General features: G+C 60.6%; 18 protein-coding genes. 14 read left to right on the forward strand and 4 right to left on the reverse strand.

Going from position 1 to position 21,850, the window contains the following annotated elements; all coding sequences use genetic code 11:
• Positions 1–13: 13 nt before the first annotated feature.
• Positions 14–751 (reverse strand): 30S ribosomal protein S2, encoded by a 738-nt coding sequence (gene rpsB, locus AC0Z4S_RS11655; RefSeq protein ID WP_003222119.1) that lies wholly within the window; start codon positions 749–751, stop codon positions 14–16.
• Between the two features lie 372 nt (positions 752–1,123).
• Here rpsB and map point away from each other — a divergent pair, with 372 nt between their 5' ends.
• The 3 genes from map (at position 1,124) to dapC (ending at position 6,050) form a co-directional block, all read left to right on the forward strand.
• Positions 1,124–1,906: a type I methionyl aminopeptidase gene (map, locus tag AC0Z4S_RS11660; RefSeq protein ID WP_016771477.1), complete on the forward strand. Its 783-nt coding sequence runs from the start codon at positions 1,124–1,126 to the stop codon at positions 1,904–1,906.
• 40 nt (positions 1,907–1,946) lie between these two features.
• Complete coding sequence (locus AC0Z4S_RS11665) at positions 1,947–4,649, forward strand: [protein-PII] uridylyltransferase (RefSeq protein WP_485623084.1); 2,703 nt, start codon at positions 1,947–1,949, stop codon at positions 4,647–4,649.
• Positions 4,650–4,850: 201 nt separating this feature from the next.
• On the forward strand, positions 4,851–6,050 hold the full coding sequence (dapC, locus tag AC0Z4S_RS11670; RefSeq protein ID WP_485623085.1) for a succinyldiaminopimelate transaminase: 1,200 nt from the start codon (positions 4,851–4,853) through the stop codon (positions 6,048–6,050).
• 46 nt (positions 6,051–6,096) lie between these two features.
• Here the strand turns inward: dapC and AC0Z4S_RS11675 are convergent, their stop codons facing one another.
• Positions 6,097–7,728 (reverse strand): Na+/H+ antiporter, encoded by a 1,632-nt coding sequence (locus AC0Z4S_RS11675; protein WP_485623086.1) that lies wholly within the window; start codon positions 7,726–7,728, stop codon positions 6,097–6,099.
• A gap of 294 nt (positions 7,729–8,022) precedes the next feature.
• Between AC0Z4S_RS11675 and AC0Z4S_RS11680 the strand changes: the two genes are divergently transcribed.
• The 4 genes from AC0Z4S_RS11680 (at position 8,023) to AC0Z4S_RS11695 (ending at position 11,205) form a co-directional block, all read left to right on the forward strand.
• Positions 8,023–8,385, forward strand: a complete 363-nt coding sequence (locus AC0Z4S_RS11680) for an ArsC family reductase (RefSeq protein ID WP_093104271.1) — start codon at positions 8,023–8,025, stop codon at positions 8,383–8,385.
• A 31-nt stretch (positions 8,386–8,416) separates the two neighbouring features.
• Positions 8,417–9,451 carry a 2,3,4,5-tetrahydropyridine-2,6-dicarboxylate N-succinyltransferase gene (gene dapD, locus AC0Z4S_RS11685; protein ID WP_003222105.1) on the forward strand — a complete coding sequence of 345 codons (1,035 nt, stop codon included), beginning with the start codon at positions 8,417–8,419 and terminating at the stop codon, positions 9,449–9,451.
• Between the two features lie 141 nt (positions 9,452–9,592).
• Complete coding sequence (locus AC0Z4S_RS11690) at positions 9,593–10,798, forward strand: aminotransferase class V-fold PLP-dependent enzyme (protein WP_485623087.1); 1,206 nt, start codon at positions 9,593–9,595, stop codon at positions 10,796–10,798.
• Positions 10,795–11,205 carry a SufE family protein gene (locus tag AC0Z4S_RS11695; protein ID WP_485623088.1) on the forward strand — a complete coding sequence of 137 codons (411 nt, stop codon included), beginning with the start codon at positions 10,795–10,797 and terminating at the stop codon, positions 11,203–11,205. The genes AC0Z4S_RS11690 and AC0Z4S_RS11695 overlap by 4 nt, the downstream gene beginning before the upstream one ends.
• A 138-nt stretch (positions 11,206–11,343) precedes the next feature.
• Here the strand turns inward: AC0Z4S_RS11695 and tcdA are convergent, their stop codons facing one another.
• Positions 11,344–12,162, reverse strand: a complete 819-nt coding sequence (gene tcdA, locus AC0Z4S_RS11700) for a tRNA cyclic N6-threonylcarbamoyladenosine(37) synthase TcdA (protein ID WP_039762445.1) — start codon at positions 12,160–12,162, stop codon at positions 11,344–11,346.
• A gap of 211 nt (positions 12,163–12,373) precedes the next feature.
• Between tcdA and AC0Z4S_RS11705 the strand changes: the two genes are divergently transcribed.
• From AC0Z4S_RS11705 to AC0Z4S_RS11720, 4 genes are all read left to right on the forward strand, one after another.
• On the forward strand, positions 12,374–14,962 hold the full coding sequence (locus AC0Z4S_RS11705) for a glycosyltransferase (protein WP_485623089.1): 2,589 nt from the start codon (positions 12,374–12,376) through the stop codon (positions 14,960–14,962).
• A 204-nt stretch (positions 14,963–15,166) separates the two neighbouring features.
• Positions 15,167–16,318: a succinyl-diaminopimelate desuccinylase gene (dapE, locus tag AC0Z4S_RS11710; RefSeq protein ID WP_485623091.1), complete on the forward strand. Its 1,152-nt coding sequence runs from the start codon at positions 15,167–15,169 to the stop codon at positions 16,316–16,318.
• Positions 16,318–17,127, forward strand: a complete 810-nt coding sequence (locus tag AC0Z4S_RS11715) for a putative RNA methyltransferase (protein ID WP_310406728.1) — start codon at positions 16,318–16,320, stop codon at positions 17,125–17,127. The genes dapE and AC0Z4S_RS11715 overlap by 1 nt, the downstream gene beginning before the upstream one ends.
• Before the next feature lie 75 nt (positions 17,128–17,202).
• Complete coding sequence (locus AC0Z4S_RS11720) at positions 17,203–17,580, forward strand: hypothetical protein (protein WP_064364265.1); 378 nt, start codon at positions 17,203–17,205, stop codon at positions 17,578–17,580.
• Between the two features lie 91 nt (positions 17,581–17,671).
• Here the strand turns inward: AC0Z4S_RS11720 and AC0Z4S_RS11725 are convergent, their stop codons facing one another.
• Entirely contained in the window at positions 17,672–17,881 is a 210-nt protein-coding gene (locus AC0Z4S_RS11725; protein ID WP_180699591.1) for a cold shock domain-containing protein, read from the reverse strand.
• Between the two features lie 238 nt (positions 17,882–18,119).
• On the opposite strand from AC0Z4S_RS11725, the gene plsB reads away from it, so the two are divergent.
• From plsB to AC0Z4S_RS11740, 3 genes are all read left to right on the forward strand, one after another.
• A complete protein-coding gene (gene plsB / locus AC0Z4S_RS11730) occupies positions 18,120–20,621 on the forward strand; it encodes a glycerol-3-phosphate 1-O-acyltransferase PlsB (RefSeq protein WP_485623092.1) in 2,502 nt (833 codons plus the stop codon).
• Positions 20,622–20,739: 118 nt separating this feature from the next.
• A complete protein-coding gene (locus tag AC0Z4S_RS11735; RefSeq protein ID WP_485623093.1) occupies positions 20,740–21,135 on the forward strand; it encodes a YbaY family lipoprotein in 396 nt (131 codons plus the stop codon).
• Between the two features lie 23 nt (positions 21,136–21,158).
• Entirely contained in the window at positions 21,159–21,848 is a 690-nt protein-coding gene (locus AC0Z4S_RS11740; protein WP_485623095.1) for a DUF4197 domain-containing protein, read from the forward strand.
• Positions 21,849–21,850 lie beyond the last annotated feature (2 nt).

A 21,850-nucleotide genomic window follows, 5' to 3' on the forward strand; every position in this document is an offset into this window, starting at 1 on the left:
CCAGGGGCGTCGATTACTCAGCTGCAGCCTGAGTTTCTTCAGCTGCGAATTCAACAGTACCGCCAGCAACATTGTTGCGACCACGGATCACTGCGTCAGCCATCGAACCCATGTACAGCTGGATAGCGCGGATTGCGTCATCGTTGCCTGGGATGATGTAGTCAACGCCTTCCGGGCTGCTGTTGGTATCGACAACGCCGATGACCGGGATGCCCAGCTTGTTGGCTTCGGTGATCGCGATGCGCTCGTGGTCAACGTCGATCACGAACAGTGCGTCTGGCAGACCGCCCATGTCCTTGATGCCGCCCAGCGAACGATCCAGCTTCTCAAGATCACGGGAGCGCATCAGCGCTTCTTTCTTGGTCAGCTTGGCGAAAGTACCGTCTTCGGCTTGGACTTCAAGGTCACGCAGACGCTTGATGGAAGCACGAATGGTCTTGAAGTTGGTCAGCATGCCGCCCAACCAGCGGTGATCGACGTACGGCGAACCGCAACGTGCTGCTTCTTCAGCAACGATCTTGCCAGCGGAACGCTTGGTGCCGACGAACAGAATCTTGTTTTTGCCCTGGGCCAGACGCTCTACGAAAGTCAGAGCTTCGTTGAACATTGGCAGGGTTTTTTCAAGGTTGATGATGTGAATCTTGTTACGCGCGCCGAAAATGTACTTGCCCATTTTCGGATTCCAGTAACGGGTTTGGTGACCGAAGTGCACACCGGCCTTCAGCATATCGCGCATGTTGACTTGGGACATGATAGTTCCTTGATAAGTCGGGTTTGGCCTCCACGTATCCCAATGACCAACCAGAGGCATAAAGCCCAAGGCACCCAGGTCATCGTGTCGACACGTGTGTGGATTTAAGCTTTTCGGGGCATCCCCGGAAAGCGGCGCATTTTATACCACAGGGTGCGCAGAAACGGAACCCGGAATCTGTATTCGCACCCGCGACATGGGCGCGGCCCCCTTGGAATCGGCCTGACGGACTCCATTGTATAGAGAGAAGCCAGACATGCAGGCGCGGATTTGCGCCTCCCGTCTGTTAGAATCGCGTTTTTCAGGGTCGCAAATATACACCTGCCACCCGTTTCGTATCCGTAAGCGCCGCCGAGCGCAGAGAGAGCCTGTATGACCGTCAACCTCAAAACCCCCGAGGACATCGCTGGCATGCGTGTCGCCGGCAAACTGGCCGCCGATGTGCTGGAAATGATTGCCGAACATGTCAAACCGGGCGTGACCACCGATCAGCTCAATCAGATCTGCCACGATTACATCGTCAATGTGCAGCAAGCCATCCCTGCCCCGCTCAACTACAAGGGTTACCCGAAGTCGATTTGCACGTCGATCAACCATGTGGTCTGTCACGGCATCCCGAATGACAAGCCGCTGAAAAACGGCGACACCCTGAACATCGACGTTACCGTGATCAAAGACGGCTACCACGGCGACACCAGCCGCATGTTCCACGTCGGCGAAGTGCCAGTCTGGGCCGAGCGCCTGTCGCAAGTCACCCAGGAATGCATGTACAAGGCCATCGAGATCGTCAAACCCGGCTGCCGCCTCGGTGACATCGGTGAAGTGATCCAGAAGCATGCAGAAAAGAATGGTTTTTCGGTGGTGCGCGAGTTCTGTGGCCACGGTATCGGCAAGGTCTTCCACGAAGAACCGCAGATCCTGCACTACGGTCGCGCCGGCACCGGCATGGAACTGAAGGCCGGCATGACCTTCACCATCGAGCCGATGATCAACCAGGGCAAGGCCGACACCAAGGTACTGGGCGACGGCTGGACTGCAATCACCAAGGACCGCAAGCTCTCGGCCCAGTGGGAACATACCCTGCTGGTCACCGATACCGGCTACGAGATCTTCACTTTGCGCAGCGATGACACCATCCCGCGCGTCTCGGCCTGATTCACAAAACGCTCCCAGCCTATAGAAGGAAAGCCAATCGATGCCGCAGGTGGATCCCGAACTCTTCGACCGCGGCCAGTTCCAGGCTGAACTGGCCCTCAAAGCGAGTCCCATCGCGGCGTTCAAGAAGGCGATCCGCCAGGCCCGCGAGGTCCTCGATACGCGTTTTCGCAATGGCCGCGACATCCGCCGCCTGATCGAGGACCGCGCCTGGTTTGTCGACAACATCCTGCAAAAGGCCTGGGAGCATTTCAACTGGAGCGAAGACGCCGACATCGCCCTGGTGGCAGTAGGCGGCTATGGGCGCGGCGAGCTGCATCCCTACTCCGACATTGATCTGCTGATACTGCTCGACAGCGCTGACCACGAAGTTTTCCGCGATTCCATCGAGCGTTTTCTTACGCTGCTGTGGGACATCGGCCTGGAAGTCGGTCAGAGCGTACGCTCGGTCGACGAATGTGCCGAAGAGGCCCGCGCCGACCTGACCGTTGTCACCAACCTGATGGAAAGTCGCACCATCTGCGGCCCCGAGCGTCTGCGCCAGCGCATGATCGAGGTGACCAGTACCGCGCACATGTGGCCGGCCAAGGAATTCTTCCTGGCCAAACGTGCCGAGCAAAAGGCCCGTCACCACAAATACAACGACACCGAATACAACCTCGAACCGAACGTCAAAGGTTCGCCCGGTGGCCTGCGCGATATTCAGACAATTCTGTGGGTGGCCCGCCGTCAGTACGGCACTTTGAACCTGCGCGCCCTCGCTGGCGAAGGCTTTCTGGTCGAGAGCGAAAACGCCCTGCTCGCTTCCTCCCAGGAATTCCTCTGGAAGGTGCGTTATGCCTTGCACATGCTCGCCGGGCGCTCGGAAGACCGTTTGCTGTTCGATCACCAGCGCACCATTGCCGGCCTGCTCGGTTTCGAAGGTGACGACGCCAAACAGGCCGTCGAAAACTTCATGCAGCAGTACTTCCGCACGGTGATGAGCATCGCCCAACTCAGCGACCTGATCATTCAGCATTTCGAGGAAGTCATCCTCGCCCCGGAAGATGAAGCACCGCCGCAACCGATCAACTCACGCTTCCAGCTGCACGACGGCTACATCGAAGCGCGTAACGACAACGTGTTCCGCCGCACGCCGTTCGCCATGCTGGAGATTTTCGTGCTGATGGCCCAGCAGCCGGAAATCAAAGGCGTGCGCGCCGACACCATTCGTCTGCTGCGTGAACATCGTCACCTGATCGACGACAACTTCCGCAACGATATCCGCAACACCAGCCTGTTCATCGAGCTGTTCAAGTGCAAGATCGGCATCCACCGCAATCTGCGGCGGATGAACCGTTACGGCATTCTCGGCCGTTATCTGCCGGAATTCGGCTTTATCGTCGGGCAGATGCAGCATGACCTGTTCCACATCTATACGGTCGATGCGCACACGCTGAATCTGATCAAGCACCTGCGCAAACTTCAGTACACCCAGGTCTCGGAGAAATTTCCGCTGGCTGCCAAACTCATGGCCAAGTTGCCCAAGCCCGAACTGATCTACATGGCCGGCCTGTACCACGACATCGGCAAGGGTCGGCATGGCGATCACTCGGAGATCGGCGCGGTCGATGCCGAAGCGTTCTGCCAGCGCCACCAGTTGCCGGTGTGGGACAGCCGCCTGATCGTCTGGCTGGTGCAGAACCACCTGGTGATGTCGACCACTGCACAGCGCAAGGATCTGTCCGACCCGCAGGTGATCCACGATTTCGCCCAGGCGGTCGGCGACGAAACCCGCCTCGACTACCTCTATGTGCTGACCGTGGCCGACATCAACGCGACCAACCCGACACTGTGGAATTCATGGCGCGCCAGCCTGTTGCGCCAGCTCTACACCGAAACCAAACGAGCCCTGCGCCGGGGTCTGGAAAATCCGGTGGATCGCGAAGAGCAGATCCGTCAGACGCAAAGCGCCGCGCTGGACATTCTGGTGCGTGGCGGCACCGACCCGGATGATGTCGAGCAACTGTGGGCGCAACTGGGCGATGACTATTTCCTGCGTCATACCGCCGGCGACGTCGCCTGGCATAGCGACGCGATCCTGCAGCAACCGGTCGATGGCGGGCCGCTGGTGCTGATCAAGGAAACCACCCAGCGCGAGTTCGAGGGCGGCACGCAAATCTTCATTTATGCCCCGGACCAACATGACTTCTTCGCCGTGACCGTGGCGGCGATGGACCAGCTCAACCTGAACATTCATGACGCCCGGGTGATCACCTCGAGCAGCCAGTTCACCCTCGACACCTACATCGTGCTCGACAACGAAGGCGAATCGATCGGCGACAACCCGGCGCGGATCAAGCAGATCCGTGAAGGCCTCACCGAGGCCCTGCGCAATCCGGACGATTACCCGACGATCATCCAGCGCCGCGTACCGCGCCAGCTCAAGCATTTCGCCTTTGCGCCGCAAGTGACGATCCACAACGACGCCCAGCGTCCGGTGACCGTGCTGGAACTGACGGCCCCCGACCGGCCGGGCCTGCTGGCGCGGGTCGGGGGGATTTTCCTCGAGTTCGACCTGTCGCTGCAGAACGCCAAGATTGCGACCCTGGGCGAGCGCGTGGAAGACGTGTTCTTCATCACCGACGCGCACAACCAGCCGCTGTCCGATCCGCTGCTGTGCAGCCGCTTGCAGGATGCGATCGTCGAACAGCTGAGCGTCAGTCAGGAACCGGACATCAAGCTTTCGCGGATCAGTATTTGAATCAATGAATTTTCCCTGTCGGAGCGACCAGCGCCAATGACAGCCTGACAATGAAACCCTGTGGGAGCGAGCCTGCTCGCGAAGCGGTCATTCAGCACACCAATGTTGGATGGACCACCCTCTTCGCGAGCAGGCTCGCTCCCACAGGGCTCGTTCCAGCCTGATATTGCGCCTGGCCATCCGACATTGACCGAGGCCCCCATGAACAACGCTCTGAACCAGCTCCAGCCTTACCCGTTCGAAAAGCTCCGCGCCCTGCTCGGCAGCGTCACGCCGAACCCGGACAAACGCCCGATCGCCCTGTCGATCGGCGAGCCGAAACACCGTTCGCCGGGTTTTGTCGCCGAAGCCCTGGCCAACAATCTGGATCAGATGGCGGTGTACCCGACCACCCTCGGCATCCCGGCCCTGCGCGAAGCCATCGCCGGCTGGTGCGAGCGACGTTTCGGCGTGCCGAGCGGCTGGATCGATCCGGCGCGCAATGTGCTGCCGGTCAACGGCACACGTGAAGCGCTGTTCGCCTTCACCCAGACCGTGGTCAACCGTGGCGACGATGCGCTGGTGGTCAGCCCCAACCCGTTTTATCAGATCTACGAAGGCGCGGCGTTTCTCGCCGGGGCCAAACCGCACTATCTGCCGTGCCTTGATGAAAATGGCTTCAACCCGGACTTCGATGCCGTTTCGCCAGACATCTGGAAGCGCTGCCAGATACTGTTCCTGTGCTCGCCCGGCAACCCGACCGGCGCACTGATTCCGGTGGAAACCCTGAAGAAGCTGATCGCCCTCGCCGATCAGTACGACTTCGTGATCGCCGCCGACGAGTGCTACAGCGAACTGTACTTCGACGAGCAAACCCCGCCGCCGGGCTTGCTCAGCGCCTGTGTCGAACTGGGCCGCAAGGATTTCAAGCGCTGCGTGGTGTTTCACAGCCTGTCCAAGCGCTCCAACCTGCCGGGCCTGCGTTCAGGCTTCGTTGCCGGCGATGCCGACATCCTCAAAGGCTTCCTGCTCTATCGCACCTACCACGGTTGCGCGATGCCGGTGCAAACCCAACTGGCCAGCGTCGCTGCATGGAATGACGAAGAGCACGTGCGCGCCAACCGCGCGCTGTATCGCGAGAAGTTCGATGCGGTGCTGGAGATCCTCAGCCCGGTGCTGGACGTGCAGCGCCCGGATGGCAGCTTCTATCTGTGGCCGAATGTAAAAGGCGATGACGCGGCGTTCTGCCGGGATCTGTTCGAGCAGGAGCACGTGACCGTGGTGCCGGGCTCGTATCTGTCTCGCGATGTCGATGGCGTCAATCCGGGAGCAGGCCGCGTGCGCATGGCGTTGGTTGCGCCATTGGCCGAATGTGTCGAAGCGGCTGAACGCATTCGCGACTTCATCACCCGACAGCAGTGATCAGCGAACGCTTGCAGCAGCGGCCCTGCTGCAAGCGTTCAAACGGCTATTTGACCTGCCCCAGATTGGCCTCGCTCAAATCCAGCTCCCCGAGCACTTCTCGCAACACGTCATCGCCGATCTGGTGCTGACGGCTCAGGCTGTAAAGCTCAAGACGCTGCGCGCGCAGTGCTTTCAACCGCAAACGCCGTTCAAGCAGATCCATCTGGAACGCCAGCGCCTGGGCTTCGGCGGAATCATTGAAGACGTCGAGTTGATGGCGATATTCGGACATGATCCGTGCCTTGAGCTCCGCTGCCAACGCCGCTTGCGCAGCATCCTGTGGCACAACCTCTTCAGTTTCCAGCGAATGGATCGCCGCCTCGGCAGTCTTGCGCCAGGCATCACGCACTTCCTGACGACGCTTGTCGTCGGGGCTTTTTTCGATACCGCGCAGCAACAACGGCAGTGCAATGCAGGCCGAGACCAGCGACAGCAGGATCACTCCGGCAGCGATGAAGATCAGCAAGTCGCGTTCAGGAAAAGCCTCGGTGCCGATCAGCATCGGCACCGACATCACGCCCGCCAGCGTCACCGCCCCGCGTACGCCGCCCACCGTGAGCAACCAGCAAGAGCGGGCCGTCGGCACCTGCGTCAGCTCACCCTTGCCGCGCAATCGTCGCAACAACACCGACAAACGCCAGATGCTTTGCACCCAGACAAACCGCAGCAGGACCAGCGCAATGAAAATCGCCAGTACATCCAGGCAACGGTAAAACAGGGTAGGCCACAACGTCGGTTCATGGCTGACCACCGCTTTGATGATGTCCGGCAATTGCAGGCCGAGCAGCAAGAAGATCAAGCCGTTGAAAGCAAATTCGAGCAGCGACCAAACGCTGCGGTTGAGCAATCGTGTACTGGTCTGGCGTGGCAACAGATCGAGCCAGCTCTGCATCATCCCCGCCGCCACCGCTGAAAGAATCCCTGAAGCGCCCAAACGTTCCGCCAACACGTAAGCGGCGAACGGCAGCAGCAACATGAACACCACGTGGGTCGCCGGGTCGTCCCAGCCACGCGCGATCATCCACGCCCGCAGGCGACCGACCAGCCAGCTCAGCGCAACGCCAACGGCCAGACCACCGAGCGCCACCGCAACAAAAGTCAGACTGGCATTGGTCAACGAGAACACCCCCGTGACCGCGGCAGCGAGGGCGAACTTGAACGTCACCAGACCCGAGGCGTCGTTCATCAGCGCCTCGCCCTGCAGCATGTGCATCAGCGGCGTCGGCAAGCGGTTCTGCGAAATCGCTGAAACGGCTACGGCGTCGGTCGGCGACAGAACCGCCGCCAGGGCGAAGGCCACGGGCAGCGGAATCGTCGGCAACAGCCAATGAATGAAATAGCCCGCACCGACCACGGTGAACAGAACAAGGCCGACGGCCAGAGTCAGGATCGGTCCGCGCAATTGCCAGAGCGCGCGTTTGGGCATGCGCCAGCCATCGGAAAACAGCAACGGCGGCAGGAACAGAAACAGGAACAGCTCGGGATCGAGGGCGACGTGCAGGCCCAGGTTCGGCCAGGCGAGCACGGCACCGGCGGCGATTTGCACCAGCGGCAATGGCAGCGGGATGACCCGCCCGACCAGGCGCGAGACGCTGACCAGCATCAGCAGGATCAGGACGGTGTAAGCAGTTTGCATAAAACGGAAATCTCAGGCGATCGACAGCGTTGAACTGCCATATTAGCGCCTTAGGCTGTGGCTGACCGTTGCACCTATGTCGCACGCCTGGACACCGGGACCGAATGTGGGAGCGAGCTTGCTCGCGAATGCGGAGTGTCATTCAGCATAGAAATTGACTGTCAGGCCCCCTTCGCGAGCAAGCTCGCTCCCACAGGGTTTTTCAGCGTTACGACAACCGTGGCCGACGAAACCGTCCGGTCATGGCATAATCCGTCACCATTTTTTTCCAGCACCTGTAAAGGGGGCGATTCCTTGGCCGTTTCAAGTAAAACGTTGCACCTTTTCGGTATCAAAGCCTGCGACACCATGAAAAAGGCGCGCACCTGGCTCGATGAACACGCTGTCAGCTATGACTTTCACGATTACAAGACCGCCGGCATTGACCGTGAGCACCTGACCCAATGGTGCGACGAGCACGGCTGGCAAACCGTGTTGAACCGCGCCGGCACGACCTTTCGCAAGCTCGACGACGAACGCAAAGCCGATCTCGACCAGTCGAAAGCCATCGAACTGATGCTCGCACAACCCTCGATGATCAAGCGCCCGGTGCTCGATCTCGGTGACCGAACCCTGATTGGCTTCAAGCCAGATATCTACGCGGCCGCTCTGAAGTAAGCAGCCCGTCACTCTTCGTAGAGGTATTCACATGTCCAATTCCCTGTTCAGCATCGCCTTTGGTGTCGGCACCCAGAACCGTCAAGGCGCATGGCTGGAAGTGTTCTACGCACAGCCACTGCTCAATCCTTCGGCCGAGCTGGTCGCGGCCGTTGCGCCGATCCTTGGCTACACCGAAGGCAACCAGGCCATCACCTTCACCACCGCGCAGGCAGCGCAACTGGCTGAAGCGGTGAAAGGCATCGACGCCGTGCAAGGCAAGTTGCTGACCCGTCTGGCTGAAAGCCACAAGCCGCTGGTCGCCACCCTGCTGGCCGAAGACGCGCAATTGACTTCCACGCCTGAGGCCTACCTCAAGCTGCACCTGCTCTCGCACCGTCTGGTCAAGCCCCACGGCGTCAGCCTCGCCGGTATCTTCCCGCTGCTGCCAAACGTGGCATGGACCAGCCAGGGCGCGATCGACCTGAGCGAACTGGCGGAAATGCAACTCGAAGCGCGTCTGCGCGGCGAACTGCTGGAAGTCTTCTCGGTGGACAAGTTCCCGAAAATGACCGACTACGTGGTACCCGCCGGTGTGCGTATCGCTGATGCCGCGCGTCTGCGCCTGGGCGCCTACGTCGGCGAAGGCACCACCGTCATGCACGAAGGTTTCATCAACTTCAACGCCGGCACCGAAGGCCCGGGCATGATCGAAGGCCGCGTTTCCGCTGGCGTATTCGTCGGCAAGGGTTCGGACCTGGGCGGCGGTTGCTCGACCATGGGCACCCTGTCGGGTGGCGGCAACATCGTGATCAAGGTCGGCGAAGGCTGCCTGATCGGCGCCAACGCCGGTATCGGTATTCCGCTGGGCGACCGCAACACTGTCGAGTCGGGCCTGTACGTGACCGCCGGCACCAAGGTTGCGCTGCTGGACGAGCACAACAATCTGGTCAAGGTTGTGAAGGCGCGCGAGCTGGCTGGTCAGACTGACCTGCTGTTCCGTCGTAATTCGGAAACCGGTGCTGTGGAGTGCAAGACCCACAAATCGGCGATCGAACTGAACGAAGCGCTGCACGCTCACAACTAAGCAGCACCACCCAATACCTGTGGGAGCGAGCTTGCTCGCGAAAGCGGTCTGCGATTCGGCAACCATGTTGATTGACAGGTCCCCTTCGCGAGCAAGCTCGCTCCCACAGGGTCAGGCGTATACCCTCCTGGGCCCGCTAACATGATGATCCCCTCCCCCTGGCGCGCCGATTTTCCGGCCATCGCTGCCCTGCAACGGCAAGACCAGACCTATCTGGACAACGCCGCCACGACGCAAAAACCCGAGGCCCTGCTCGACGCATTGACGCATTACTACGCCAACGGCGCGGCCAATGTGCACCGTGCGCAACACCTGCCGGGTGCCCATGCGACGCAAGCGTTCGAAGACAGCCGGCGCAAGGTTGGCCAGTGGCTGAATGCCGGTGACAGCGGGCAGATAATTTTCACGCACGGCGCCACCAGTGCCTTGAATCTGCTGGCTTACGGTCTTGAACATTTGTTCGAGCCGGGCGATGAGATTGTCATCAGCGCTCTCGAACATCACGCCAACCTGCTGCCGTGGCAGCAAATGGCGCAACGCCGCAATCTGAAACTGGTGATTCTGCCGCTGGATATCGATGGTCTGATTGACCTCGCCGCTGCCGTGCATCTGATCGGTCCGCGCACCCGTCTGTTGGCGGTCAGCCAGTTGTCCAATGTGCTTGGCGCCTGGCAGCCACTGACTGCTTTGCTCGGCATGGCCAAGGCGCAGAACGCCCTGACCGTGGTCGATGGCGCGCAAGGTGTGGTGCACGGTCGCCATGACGTGCAGGCGCTGGGTTGCGACTTCTATGTGTTTTCCAGCCACAAGCTTTACGGCCCCGATGGCCTCGGCGTGCTGTTCGGGCGCAACGCTGCGCTGGCACAGTTGCAGCCATGGCAATTCGGCGGCGAGATGGTGCTGGATGCCAACTATCACGATTCGCGCTTCCGCCCCGCACCGTTGGGGTTCGAGGCAGGCACACCGCCGATCGCCAGTGTCATTGGCCTCGGTGCGACCCTGGATTATCTGGCCGGGCTGGATCAGCAAGCCGTGTCGGCACACGAAGCGGCGCTGCACGATTATCTGCTGCGCGGCCTCGCCGCTCGTAATGGCATTCGTCTGCTGGGCAAGCCGCAATTGGCGCTGGCCAGTTTTGTCGTCGAAGGCGTGCACAACGCCGATCTTGCGCACTTGCTGACCGAACAGGGCATCGCCGTGCGCGCCGGGCATCACTGCGCCATGCCGTTGATGAAAGGCTTCGAACTGGCCGGCGCGATTCGCGTGTCGCTGGCGTTGTACAACGATTCGGGAGATCTGGAGCGCTTTTTCGAGGCGCTGGATCAGGCGCTGGAGTTGTTGCGATGAGCTTGCCGGTTGAAGCGGCTGAAGCGCTGCAGACTTTTCAGAATGCGGCTGGCTGGGAACAGCGAGCGCGGTTGCTGATGCAGTTTGGTGATCGCTTACCGGTGTTGGATGACGCTGAAAAGTGCGAGGCCAACCGGGTGCATGGCTGTGAAAGCCAAGTGTGGCTGGTCGGGGATTTGCGCGACGGGCACTGGCAATTCAGGGCGAGCAGCGATGCGCGGATGATTCGCGGATTGGTGGCGGTGTTGCTGCTACGGGTCAACGGGTTGTCGGCGGCTGAGTTGCAGCAGGTGGATCTGCCGCAGTGGTTCGCTCAGCTGGGGCTGTCGCGGCAGTTGTCGCCTTCGCGCAGTAATGGCTTGAATGCCGTGCTCACGCGGATGAACGAACTGGCCACCACCCCGTAGGAGCTGCCGAAGGCTGCGATCTTTTGATTTTGACCTTACAAACAAGATCAAAAGATCGCAGCCTTCGGCAGCTCCTACAGGGGAATGCGTTTCCCTGTAGGAGTGAGCCTGCTCGCGATAGGGCACTCGGCCGCAACATCAAGCCTGAGGTTTAACCCTGTCCGCCGGGCGCCGTACCCCCGCGACAATCTTGTCCACGGCCTTGGTCGCCGCGACCATGCCAAATGTCGCGGTAACCATCATTACCGCGCCAAACCCGCCGGCGCAGTCGAGCTTCACGCCGTCGCCGACAAAGCTCTTCTGCAGACAAATGCTGCCGTCCGGTTTCGGGTAGCGCAGCTGTTCCGTGGAAAACACACACGGCACGCTGTAGTGGCGGGTCACGGTGCGGGAAAAGCCGTAGTCACGGCGCAAGGTAGAGCGCACTTTCGAGGCCAGCGGATCGTTGAAGGTGCGGTTGAGATCGCAGACCTGAATCAGCGTCGGGTCGATCTGCCCGCCCGCGCCGCCGGTGGTGATGATCTGGATCTTGCGGCGTTTGCACCAGGCGATCAGCGCCGCTTTGGCATTGACCGCATCGATGCAGTCGATCACGCAGTCAATGTTCGGCGTGATGTATTCGGCCATGGTGTCGCGGGTGACGAAATCGGCCACGGCGTGCACCGTGCAATCGGGATTGATCCCGCGCAGGCGCTCAGCCATCACCTCGACCTTGGGTTTGCCCACGGTGCTGTCCAAGGCGTGCAACTGGCGGTTGGCATTGCTGACGCAGACGTCGTCGAGGTCGAACAGCGAGATCTCGCCCACCCCGCAACGGGCCATGGCTTCCGCCGCCCAGGAACCGACGCCACCGACGCCGACGATCGCCACATGGGCAGCGCGCAAGCGTTCCAGGCCCTCGATGCCATACAAACGGGCGATGCCTGCAAACCGCGGATCTTCTGTACTCATGACCATTACCCCAAAAACCGGCGCGCATTATAGGGCCACGCAGCGACAAGTTTTAAGCTTCGCGATCAAGTGTAAGAACTTATGTGCTGGCCGGTTGCCCAAAGTCCGGCATTTCTGCGTCTGTTGTACGACTCATGGACTGCCGGTGTAGGATTCGCGCCCTTTGGCGTTTGCCAACCGTTCCTCCGTTCCACAGCCTTTGGAACCCGAAATCGTTATGTCATCGCGTAAATTTGGACTCAACCTGGTAGTGGTGCTGGCCATCGCTGCCCTGTTCACCGGTTTCTGGGCGTTGGTCAATCGCCCGGTCACGGCGCCGAACTGGCCGCAGCAGATCTCCGGCTTCTCGTATTCGCCATTCCAGCAGGGGCAATACCCCCAAAGGGATCAGTACCCGTCGGACGACGAGATGCGCCGTGACCTGGAAATCATGAGCAAGCTGACCGACAACATCCGTATCTATTCGGTCGACGGTTCGCTGGGAGACATCCCGAAACTGGCTGAAGAATTCGGCCTGCGCGTCACCTTGGGTATCTGGATCAGTCCGGATCAGGAACGCAACGAACGAGAAATCGTCAAGGCCATCGAACTGGCCAACACCTCGCGCAGCGTCGTGCGTGTAGTGGTCGGCAACGAGGCGTTGTTTCGCGAAGAGATCACCCCTGAGGCCCTGATCTTTCTACTCGATCGGGTGCGCGCTGCCGTCAAGGTGCCGGTGACCACCTCCGAGCAATGGCACATCTGGGAGAAATACCCGCAACTGGCCAAGCACGTTGATTTGATCGCCGCCCACGTCCTGCCCTACTGGGAATTCATTCCGGTGGACAAGGCCGGCCAGTTCGTCTTCGACCGCGCCCGCGATCTGAAGAAGCTGTTCCCGAAAAAACCGCTGCTGCTGTCCGAAGTCGGCTGGCCGAGCAACGGCCGCATGCGCGGTGGTGCCGATGCATCGCCAGCGGATCAGGCGATTTATCTGCGCACACTGGTCAACAAGCTCAACCGCCAAGGCTTCAACTACTTCGTGATCGAAGCTTTCGACCAGCCGTGGAAGGCCAGTGATGAAGGTTCGGTCGGCGCCTATTGGGGCGTGTTCAACGCCGCGCGCCAGCAGAAATTCAATTTCGAAGGCCCGGTGGTGGCGATTCCGCAATGGCGCGTGCTGGCGATCGGCTCGGTGGTGCTGGCGCTGCTGTCGCTGACCCTGCTGATGATCGACGGCTCGGCCCTGCGCCAGCGCGGTCGCACGTTCCTGACTTTTATCGCATTCCTGTGCGGTTCGGTGCTGGTGTACATCGGTTACGACTACAGCCAGCAATACAGCACGTGGTTCAGCCTCACCGTCGGATTCCTTTTGGCGCTCGGTGCGCTAGGAGTATTCATCGTCCTGCTCACCGAGGCCCATGAACTGGCCGAGGCGGTGTGGATTCACAAGCGCCGGCGCGAATTCCTGCCGGTGCTGGGCGATTCCGACTATCGGCCGAAAGTGTCGATCCATGTGCCCTGCTACAACGAGCCACCGGAGATGGTCAAACAGACCCTCGACGCCTTGGCCAACCTCGATTACCCGGACTTCGAAGTCCTGATCATCGACAACAACACCAAGGACCCGGCGGTGTGGCAACCGGTGCGCGATTACTGCGCCACCCTCGGTCCGCGCTTCAAGTTCTTCCACGTGTCGCCGCTGGCTGGGTTCAAGGGCGGCGCGCTGAATTACCTGATTCCGCATACCGCCAAGGATGCCGAAGTGATCGCGGTGATCGACTCCGATTACTGCGTGCACCCGAACTGGCTCAAACACATGGTGCCGCACTTCGCCGACCCGAAAATCGCCGTGGTGCAGTCGCCGCAGGATTATCGCGACCAGAACGAAAGCACCTTCAAGAAGCTCTGCTACGCCGAATACAAAGGCTTTTTCCACATCGGCATGGTCACCCGCAACGACCGTGACGCGATCATTCAGCACGGCACCATGACCATGACCCGCCGCTCGGTGCTGGAAGAGTTGGGCTGGGCTGACTGGTGCATCTGTGAAGACGCCGAACTGGGTCTGCGCGTGTTCGAGAAAGGCCTGTCGGCGGCGTATTATCACGACAGCTACGGCAAGGGCCTGATGCCGGATACCTTCATCGACTTCAAGAAACAGCGCTTCCGCTGGGCCTACGGCGCGATCCAGATCATCAAGCGTCATACCCGCAGCCTGCTGCGCGGCAAGGACACCGAGCTGACCCGCGGCCAGCGTTATCACTTCCTCGCCGGGTGGCTGCCGTGGGTTGCCGATGGCATGAACATTTTCTTCACCGTCGGCGCGCTGTTGTGGTCGGCGGCGATGATCATCGTGCCGCAACGGGTCGATCCACCGTTGCTGATTTTCGCGATCCCGCCACTGGCGCTGTTCGTGTTCAAGGTCGGCAAGATCATCTTCCTTTACCGCCGCGCGGTGGGGGTGAATCTGAAGGATGCGTTCTGCGCGGCACTGGCCGGTCTGGCGTTGTCGCACACCATCGCCAAAGCGGTGCTGTACGGTTTCTTCACCAGCAGCATTCCGTTTTTCCGCACGCCGAAAAACGCCGACAACCACGGTTTCTGGGTGGCGATCAGCGAGGCGCGCGAGGAGCTGTTCATCATGCTGTTGCTGTGGGGTGCGGCGCTGGGGATCTTCCTGGTCAACGGCATGCCGAGCAATGACATGCGCTTCTGGGTGACCATGCTGCTGGTGCAGTCGCTGCCGTATCTGGCGGCGCTGATCATGGCGTTCCTGTCGTCGTTGCCCAAACCTGTGGCCAAGGCTGAGCCGGCCGCCGCTTGATCGGTTACTGCTTAACGTCAAACGGCGGCCTTCGGGTCGCCGTTTTGCATTAGAATGGTCGCCTTTTTCAATGCCGACACATCCCGTAGGAGCTGCCGAAGGCTGCGATCTTTTGATTTTGCTGTTGATTTCAAAAACAAGATCAAAAGATCGCAGCCTTCGGCAGCTCCTACAGGTTTACCGTGCGCACCCCGGAGTTATTACATGACGGCCCACGCCGACCTATCGCCGACCCTTCAACTGGCCATCGACCTGATCCGCCGTCCCTCCGTGACCCCGGTCGACGCCGACTGCCAGAAGCAGATGATGCAGCGCCTGGGCGATGCCGGTTTCACCCTGGAGCCGATGCGCATCGAAGATGTGGATAACTTCTGGGCCACCCACGGCAACCACGACGGTCCGGTGCTGTGCTTCGCCGGTCACACCGACGTGGTGCCGACCGGTCCGGTCACCGAGTGGCAGATCGATCCGTTCAACGCCGTGATCGATGAACACGGCATGCTCTGCGGCCGGGGCGCGGCGGACATGAAAGGCAGCCTGGCATCAATGACCGTCGCTGCCGAGCGTTTCGTCGCCGATTACCCGAATCACAAAGGCAAGGTCGCCTTCCTGATCACCAGCGACGAAGAAGGCCCGGCGCATCACGGCACCAAAGCTGTGGTGGAGCGTCTGGTCGCGCGCAACGAGCGTCTGGACTGGTGCATCGTTGGCGAGCCGTCGAGTACCACGCTGGTCGGCGATGTGGTGAAAAACGGCCGCCGCGGGTCCCTCGGCGCCAAGCTCACGGTCAAGGGCGTGCAGGGTCACGTGGCCTACCCGCATCTGGCGAAGAACCCGATCCACCTCGCCGCTCCAGCGCTGGCCGAACTGGCCGCCGAGCACTGGGACAATGGTAACGACTTCTTCCCACCGACCAGTTTCCAGGTTTCCAACCTCAATTCCGGTACCGGCGCGACCAACGTGATCCCGGGCGATCTGGTGGCGGTGTTCAACTTCCGCTTTTCCACCGAATCGACCGTCGAAGGCCTGCAGAAGCGCGTTGCCGATATCCTCGACAAGCATGGTCTGGAGTGGCACATCGACTGGGCGTTGTCCGGTCTGCCGTTCCTCACCGAGCCGGGCGCGCTGCTCGATGCGGTGTCGTCGAGCATCAGGGACATCACCGGTCGCGAAACCAAGGCGTCGACCAGCGGCGGCACCTCCGATGGCCGTTTCATCGCGACCATGGGCACGCAAGTGGTTGAACTGGGCCCGGTCAACGCGACCATTCACCAGGTCAACGAGCGCGTGCTGGCAGCCGATCTCGACGTGCTGACCGAGATTTACTACCAGACCCTGATCAAGTTGCTCGCCTGATGCTCGCGTGCCCGATCTGCAGTGAGCCGCTCAACGCGGTGGACAACGGCGTGGTCTGCCCCGCCGGGCATCGTTTCGACCGTGCGCGTCAGGGTTATCTGAACCTGCTGCCAGTGCAACACAAGAACAGCCGTGACCCGGGCGACAATCAGGCAATGGTCGAAGCGCGGCGGGATTTCCTCAACGCCGGACATTACGCGCCAGTGGCCAAACGACTCGCCGAACTGGCAGCCAGTTTTGCCCCGGAGCGCTGGGTCGACATCGGTTGTGGCGAGGGTTATTACACCGCGCAAATTGCCGAGGCTTTGCCGAACGCCGATGGTTATGCGCTGGATATTTCCCGCGAAGCCGTCAAACGCGCCTGCAAGCGCAATCCGGCAATTACCTGGTTGATTGCCAGCATGGCGCGGGTGCCGTTGGCGTCAGGCAGTTGCCAGTTTCTCGCCAGCGTCTTCAGTCCGTTGGACTGGGAGGAAGCCAAGCGTCTGCTCAGCGTCGGCGGTGGCCTGATGAAGGTCGGCCCGACCCGTGGCCATCTGATGGAATTGCGCGAGCGTCTGTACGACGAAGTGCGCGAGTACACAGACGACAAGCATCTGGCGCTGGTGCCCGAAGGCATGGCGCTGGCACATAGCGAGACGCTGGAATTCAAGCTGACCCTGGACAAGCCCGAGGATCGCGCCAACCTGTTGGCGATGACGCCCCACGGCTGGCGTGCCAGTGCCGAGCGTCGCGCGGCAGTGATCGAACAGGCCGAGCCGTTCGAGACCACCGTGTCGATGCGCTACGATTATTTCGTTCTTCAATAACTTTTGGTCTCGGGCACAGGCCCGGGGCCGGCTAAATCCGCGAATGGATTTTTCAGACCCGCAGTGAGGACATCCATGCGCCAACCGGATATCGAGATTTACCTGAAAGACGCTGACGTCGACCACAAGGCCATTTCCGCCTGGCTCGGCGCAGCGCTGGGCCCGTGCAGCGACTGGGTGCAGAAAGGCCAGACGTACAAGTGCAAGGCCGGCAACGTGCCGGTGACCTGGCTGCCGAAAGCCGTGGGCAAGTGGAACAGTCTGTACCTGGAAAGCGACCAGACCCCGTGGGACGACGACATCGCCTGCGCCCGCGCTGCATTCGCCGCGCTGAACGTTGAAGTGCGTTGTGCACCGGGAACCTGGGTTGAAGAAGAAGGTGAAGAAACCGCCGATCGCTGGATTCGTATCAGCGCCGATGGTGAAGAAGAAATCACCTGGAAAACTGCCTGAAAGCAAAAGATCGCAGCCTTCGGCAGCTCCTACAGGGTATTGTGTACACCTGTAGGAGCTGCCGAAGGCTGCGATCTTTTGATCTTCAAGGTTACAGACCTACAACATCCTCAGCCTGCAAGCCCTTCTCGCCAGTGATCACCGCGTACTCGACCTGTTGACCTTCGGTCAGCGAGCGATGCCCGTCGCCGCGAATCGCGCGGTAGTGCACGAACACGTCCACCCCGTCTTCGCGCTGGATAAAGCCGTAGCCTTTGGCGTCGTTGAACCACTTCACGTTGCCGGTTTCGCGTGTTGCCATCTGTTCATACTCCTTTTTTATTATTGAACGGGCTTTTCGCAGGAAAGCCTTCGAGGAACGTCAGCCTGCGTCCGACGTCCATAACAGGGCACCGGCAACAGACCGCCGAGTATATGACAGGTGCAGAAACTCTCAACAGGAGATTACTTCGGCGCTTTTTTGCCGATTTTCAGCGAATCCGTCACACTATCGACCGCCCGAGCGCCTGCCCGGTTTTATCCACTCACGCAGAAGCCGTATGACCCGTTCCCCGTTCCGCCGTCTTGTGTTTGGCACCCTGCGCCGCCTGTTGTATCTCTGGGTTCGCTCCGAGACCATCAATCAGTCGTCGTTCACCCTCAACCTCGACCGCAGTCGTCCGGTGTTCTACGTCCTGCAAAACCCCTCGCTGACCGATCTGGCAGTGGTCGACACCGAGTGCACCAAGGCCGGCCTGCCGCGTCCGGTGCTGTCGGTATCGGTGGGTTCGCTGATCGAGCCGGCGGCGTTTTTCTACCTGACGCCGGACCCGGACTGGCTCGGCCGCCAGGACAAACGCGGTGCGCCGCCGACCCTGACCCGTCTGGTCAGCGCGCTGACGCAGAACGCTGCCGAGGACGCGCAGATCATTCCAGTCAGCGTGTTCTGGGGTCAGTCGCCGGACAGCGAAAACAGTCCGTGGAAACTGTTGTTTGCCGACAGCTGGGCGGTCACCGGGCGCCTGCGCCGGCTGCTGAGCATCATCGTCCTCGGCCGCAAGACTCGCGTGCAGTTTTCCGCGCCAATCCACCTGCGCGAACTGATCGATCACAACAAGGGCCACGAACGCACCGTGCGCATGGCCCAGCGCATCCTGCGCGTGCACTTCCGCAACCTGAAAGCCGCCGTTATCGGCCCGGACATTTCCCACCGGCGCAATCTGGTCAAGGGCCTGCTCAATCAGCCGCTGGTCAAACAGGCGATTCTCGATGAAGCCGAGCGCGAAAATATCTCCGCGGAAAAAGCCAAGGCCCAGGCCCTGCGCTACGGCAACGAAATCGCCTCGGACTACACCTACACCGCGATCCGCTTTCTTGAAGTGGTGCTGAGCTGGTTCTGGAACAAGATCTACGACGGCATCAAGGTCAATCACATCGAAGGCGTGCAGAACGTCGCGCAGGGTCACGAAGTGATCTACGTGCCGTGCCACCGCAGCCACATCGATTACCTGTTGCTTTCCTATCTGCTGTTCCGCAATGGTCTGACCCCGCCGCACATTGCCGCCGGGATCAACCTGAACATGCCGGTGATCGGCAGCCTGCTGCGTCGCGGCGGTGCGTTCTTCATGCGCCGCACGTTCAAGGGTAATCCGCTGTACACCTCGGTGTTCAACGAATACCTGCACACGCTGTTCACCAAAGGTTTTCCGGTGGAGTATTTCGTCGAGGGCGGGCGCTCGCGCACCGGGCGCATGCTGCAACCGAAAACCGGCATGCTCGCGATTACTCTGCGCAGTTTCCTGCGTTCGTCGCGGATGCCGATCGTGTTCGTGCCGGTGTACATCGGATACGAGCGCGTGCTCGAAGGCCGCACCTACCTCGGTGAGCTACGCGGCGCGAGCAAGAAGAAAGAGTCGATCTTCGATATCTTCAAAGTGATCGGCGCGCTCAAGCAGCGCTTCGGCCAAGTCGCGGTGAACTTCGGCGAACCGATCAAACTGGCGGAATTCCTCGATGCCGAGCAGCCGGACTGGCGCCAGCAGGAGCTCGGCCCGCAATTCAAACCGGCGTGGCTCAACGAAACCACCAACCGCCTCGGCGAGAAAGTCGCCCGACACCTGAACGAAGCGGCGGCGATCAACCCGGTCAATCTGGTGGCCCTTGCCTTGCTGTCGACTACGCGTCTGGCCCTGGACGATCGCGCCATGGCGCGGGTGCTGGATCTGTATCTGGCGCTGCTGCGCAAAGTCCCGTATTCGCCGCACACCACCTTGCCGGAAGGCGATGGCCGTGCGCTGATCGAGCATGTGAAAGACATGGATCTGCTCGCCGAGCAGAACGATGCCTTGGGCAAGATTCTGTATCTGGACGAGCAGAACGCGGTCCTGATGACTTACTACCGCAACAACGTCCTGCACATTTTCGCCCTGCCCTCGTTGCTGGCGAGTTTCTTCCAGAGCACCTCGCGCATGAGCCGCGAGCAGATCCTGCGCTACACCCGCGCGCTGTATCCGTACCTGCAATCGGAGCTGTTCATCCGCTGGAGTCTGGACGAACTCGACGCGGTGATCGATCAGTGGCTGGAAGCCTTCGTCGAGCAGGGCCTGCTGCGTTTCGAGAAGGACGTGTACATGCGTCCGGCACCGAGTTCGCGGCATTTCGTGCTGCTGACGCTGCTGTCTAAAAGCATCGCGCAGACCCTGCAGCGCTTCTACATGACCGTATCTTTGCTGCTCAACAGCGGCCAGAACAGCATCAGCGCCGAAGAGCTGGAAGACCTCTGCACAGTGATGGCCCAGCGCCTGTCGATCCTCCATGGCCTGAATGCCCCGGAATTCTTCGACAAGAGTCTGTTCCGCCACTTCATCCAGACCCTGCTCGACCTCGACGTGTTGCGCCGCGACGAAGCCGGCAAGCTCAGCTACCACGAACTGCTCGGCGAGCTGGCCGAAGGCGCGGCCAAACGCGTGTTGCCGGCGGAGATCCGCCTGTCGATCCGCCAGGTCGCGCTGCACCGCAGTGAAGATGCGGCTGATCAGATCACGCCTCAAGCTGAGGTGTGACACACATACCCTGTGGGAGCGAGCTTGCTCGCGAAGGCAGAGTGTCAGTCGACATTTGTTTTGATTGAACCACCGCATTCGCGAGCAAGCTCGCTCCCACAATGGATTGGAAAAAAACATGAAAAAACTACTCACCCTCGCCGCCGCCACCCTGCTCAGCGCCTGCCAATCAACCACCCCCGGCAAGGCCAGCCTCGACGGCGAAGTCTTCTACCTGCAACGCATCGCCCTGCCGCCGAGCGCGACCCTGAGCGTGAGCCTGCAAGATGTGTCGCTGGCCGATGCGCCAGCCGTGGTCCTCGCCCAACAAAAAGGCCCGGTCGAGGGTCAGGTGCCGCTGCCGTTTCATTTGAGCTACGATCCGGCGCAGGTCAAACCCGGCCATCGTTATTCGATCAGCGCACGCATTGAAGTCAACGGCGAGCTGATGTTCATCACCACCGAAAACCACGCCGTGCAACTCGACGGCAACGACCCGCAGCCGCTGAAAATCCGCGTCGACGCCGTTCGTTAATCCACTCGTCAAAGGAAGCCGCCATGCGCCGCCCTACCCTTCGCTTCGCCGCCGTCTGCGCCGGCCTGCTGATCTCTGCCAACGCCCTGGCCCTGTCGCTCAATGACCTGTCGCAGCAAGACGCCAGCGGCGGCCTCAAGGACGCCCTGACCCAAGGCGCGCAGATCGCCGTGAAACAACTCGGCACCCCGGGCGGTTTCAGCAACAACCCCGAAGTGAAAATCGAACTGCCGGGCAAACTCGGCAAAGCTGCGAGCAAAATGAAAGCCTTCGGCATGGGCGCCCAGGTCGAAGAACTGGAAAACGCGATGAACAAAGCCGCCGAATCCGCCGTGACCCAGGCCCAACCGATCCTCGTCGACGCGGTGAAGAAAATGAGCGTGGCCGACGCCAAAGGCATCCTCAGCGGCGGCAACGATTCGGCGACTCAATACCTGAACAAATCCAGCCGCGAACAGATCCGCGCGAAATTCCTGCCCATCGTCAAACAGGCTACCGACAAGGTCGGCGTTGCGCAGAAGTACAACTCGTTTGCTGGCCAGGCAGCGGCATTCGGCGTGGTCGATGCCAAGAGCGCCAATGTTGAAAGCTACGTCACCGAACAGGCACTTAATGGCCTGTTCGAGATGATCGGCAAGCAGGAAGAAACTATTCGTCAGAACCCGGCCGCTGCGGCGACAAGTCTGGCGAAGAAGGTGTTTGGTACGTTGTAAAC

It is taken from the genome of Pseudomonas sp. 1L-B-1-E-C1 (assembly GCF_057291835.1).